The 3,309-nt window shown below is 54.7% G+C and carries 1 protein-coding gene and 2 pseudogenes; all 3 read right to left on the bottom strand.

The annotated features are described in order from the left end of the window. Window positions 1-1,090: pseudogene (locus tag JCM25156_RS23870) on the bottom strand (aminotransferase-like domain-containing protein); the annotation flags it as partial. A gap of 664 nt (window positions 1,091-1,754) precedes the next feature. Continuing rightward, a pseudogene (locus JCM25156_RS27985) lies at window positions 1,755-2,262 on the bottom strand (transposase); the annotation flags it as partial. A 168-nt stretch (window positions 2,263-2,430) separates the two neighbouring features. Then, window positions 2,431-3,132: a hypothetical protein gene (locus tag JCM25156_RS11750; RefSeq protein WP_025813227.1), complete on the bottom strand. Its 702-nt coding sequence runs from the start codon at window positions 3,130-3,132 to the stop codon at window positions 2,431-2,433. Window positions 3,133-3,309 lie beyond the last annotated feature (177 nt).

The following is a 3,309-nucleotide window of genomic DNA, read 5'->3' as shown; positions in this document are numbered from 1 at the left end:
CGGATGGCGTGCAGGATTGTATGCGCCTGCCCTGTCTGCATCCATCGCGCCGTGAGCGCGCTGAGCAGACCGGCATTGGTGAGCGCAATGGCCCGGATGGCCGCCGCGACCCGTCGGGTCATGTCCGCATTGGGCAAGGCCACATAGGCGGTGCGCAGGCCGGGGCTGAGCGTCTTGGCAAGGGTAGCCACGTAGCTGACACGGCTATGGTCGAGGGCTGCCAGCGCCGGTAGCGGACTGTCCATCAGCAGGCTGTATGGGTCGTCCTCGGCAATATGCAGATGGTGGCGCTGGGCGACCTTCAGGATGTCCTTGCGTCGTTGCAGGGACATGGTGGCCGTGGTGGGATTGTGGATGGTCGGGATGCAGTAGAGCAGCCGGGGATGATGCTCGGCACAGACGCGATCGAGTTGGTCCGGCATCATGCCTTCCATGTCGCTGTCCACGCCGACCAGAATGAGATCGAACTGCGCCGCGATGGTCCGGATGCCGGGATAGGCAATACGGTCGGTAACAATCACATCACCCGGCTGGGTATGGGTGCTGACAATGGCCGCCAAAGCGCTCTGGGCGCCCGGTGAGACAAGGATTTCATCCGTTCGCCGCTGCCCGATGACGGGCGCGATCCATTTTGCGCCAAGCTGGCGTTCCTCCAGTGTGCCGCCGGTGACCCGATAGGACATCAGGCTGTTCAGATCCTGCTGCTTCAGGATGGCCGCGATGTCGCTCTGGATAATCCGTTGAAGCGGCGGGTCCTGCGGGATGGGCGGGAGGTTCATGGTCAGATCGACCACGGCCGGTCCCGTATGGCGCCAGTGGCTCTCGCCGGCGCCGACACGGACAAAGGTGCCCCGGCCGACCGTTGCGTCAATCAGGCCCCGCCGCCGGGCCTCGGTAAAGGCCCGGGTTACGGTTGTCAGATTGGTGCCAAGATACTCTGCGATCATGCGCTGTGGCGGCAGCCTGTCCCCTTCCCGCAGGTCGCCCTTCCGGATGGAAAGCGCCAGGCATCGGCCAGCGTCATGTAAATCGCGTTCGGACTCCGGCTGATCTCTTCTTTCCAATGGGCGAGATAGGGGTATGCGGACATGAGATGGAATTTCCATACATTCAATGAGATTCCATTCGACCACATACCATACAATCCGTGCAATAATGATCGATACAGATTATGGTTGGGTGCTCCGTCCAAGTCTATCACGCCAATTCGTCGCGTTAATGTCCTGTCCAAAGAGTTAAGTTCACGTAGCCCTATCACTCACTGTTTAAAGTGATCCGACCAGACCCACATCCGTTCGATCCGGAGCCAATAGGTTCATAGGCAAAATGTATCGTTCCATTATCTCTTTGCTGGTCGCAGTTAAGGCTGCGTCCAGAATGCACTCCTTGAATATCGTGGTGGCCCTGTTTCCACAGCGAGATCCCAAATAGATAGACTTTGCCAGTAGCTGTAGGGCTGCGGGCGATGGTACTTAGGGCAAAGCCTTCGTGCGATTCACCAGATAAGCGTATTTCGCGCGCTTCACACGTCCATATCGGCAAATTACGACTATGTGGGGAGAACGGAAGGTCATCTATTGAACGAGAAGACTAAAAAGTTTCCATTTCCTGTGTCTACGATATTGCTCGCACGTCGGCCACTGGGACTAACCGGTTCTTCCTTGCGACGACGATGAATATGAATTTTCGGTATAAAGGCGACGTCAACGGGACTGTCAGGGATTTCGTGTAAGAGGCGTTGTTCACGTTATTGATCAGACGGTGGCGGGGGCGAAGCGGTCACCGAAGAGAATGGCGAACTGGGCCTTTGCCATGGACCATTCCCGTGGGGGCATGAACCATTCTTTCTCGGCTCGATTCAAGGCCAGAAAGAGGAGCTTGAGAGCCGCGTCGCCATTGGGGAAATGCCCTCTAGCTTGAACGGCCCGCCTGAGCTTGGCGTTCAGCGCTTCTATGGCATTGGTCGTATAGACCAGCTTCCGGACGTCGGCAGGGAAGGCGTAGAAGGGAATACCCTCCTCCCAGGCCAGATCTCAGGACTGGACGATCGCTGCGTATTTCCGGCCCAAGGGCTTTCGGCAAAGGCACCCAGAGCAGTTTTTCCAGGCGACGAAATCCAACGAATGGCGCAGCAGATGAACTATGCAGGTTTGCACAAGGACGTCGGGAAAAACCACGCGGACGGCGTGGCTCGTTCATGACACGAAGCCAGAATTTGGCGCCCTCGTTCTGCTCGATCATCGTGCGGACCACGCGGTCAGCCAGAACCTGCTCCAGAACATAGTCAGGGATGATGGGTTTCTTGCGTCGGACCATGATGCTGCTCATTCTTTCGCATCAAACGCCCAAACACGAAATTTAGGATAGGCCCACGTCGACCTATTCGCAGTATCCCCGATATGGCCTTCCAATTTAAAATTAGTGTAGCAATTATATCCGAGAGAACACACCAATCATCGCAATAGTAAGCTGCTCGTCACCGCTCAGCGTTGGTCCTCCTTCTTCATCCCAATCTTCCGGTGTAGGTTGGCGTGGCTTGCTGCCATCAGAAACCACTTCTACGGTCCAGTCGATCTTAACATGGCTTGGGTTTGCCAGCATTCCCGTAAGTCGACGCTGCATGTTTCCTGCAGATTTGGATGCCGAGCGACGGAGAACGTCAGAGAATGCTCGGGTGTTCTTTTTACGAATAAGGAGAACGATTGCCCCCATTTCAAACGAACTACTTACTCCACCGCCGTTCAGCAGCAGCAGTTCTTCGATTCGGATAATATCCTTGACGACCTCATCATAAGAATCAACAACGTCCTTCACCTCGATCACATATCGGGGCAGTTCGAGTCCGCTGCGCTCGAACAATACGATGTCGATCCGTCCTTCTGCGCGTGTCAGAACAGCAGTCGGAGTTCGACCTTTCAGAGCATTCGTGGCCGTTTCTGCCACATCTTCTTCTAGCCGAAGTATACCCCAGTCACTTTTAAGATGAGCCAGTTTTTGCGCGACGCAGACCGTCACTAGATACTCTGGCCAGATCTGCCCGTCGGGATCATCAGTCATTTCAATCAGCGAAGTGTAAGCCGCACCAATCCCGCTATGCAGGTCATCGGAAAAATCGGCCGGGGTATAAGACATTCGCGCTTCCGATATAAAATTAACCTATCTTATTTTCACTATGGCATAACTTAAAATGAGTTCCCATCATATTTTGTTTAATCTAATTGTTTCTAGGTTTCGTCGGTATATAGATGTTTACACCCTACGTAACCGGGATAGGAAATTCTTCGTATACTCTCCGAACGTGGAGAGGAC

The sequence above is a fragment of the Komagataeibacter kakiaceti JCM 25156 genome (assembly GCF_000613305.1).
Note: the sequence above shows the minus strand (reverse complement) of the source record. Positions and strands in the feature narration are given on the sequence as shown.

Excerpts from the sequence above, each read along its gene's own strand:
- JCM25156_RS11750 (WP_025813227.1), bottom strand. The coding sequence starts at position 3,132 with ATGTCTTATACCCCGGCCGATTTTTCCGATGACCTGCATAGCGGGATT.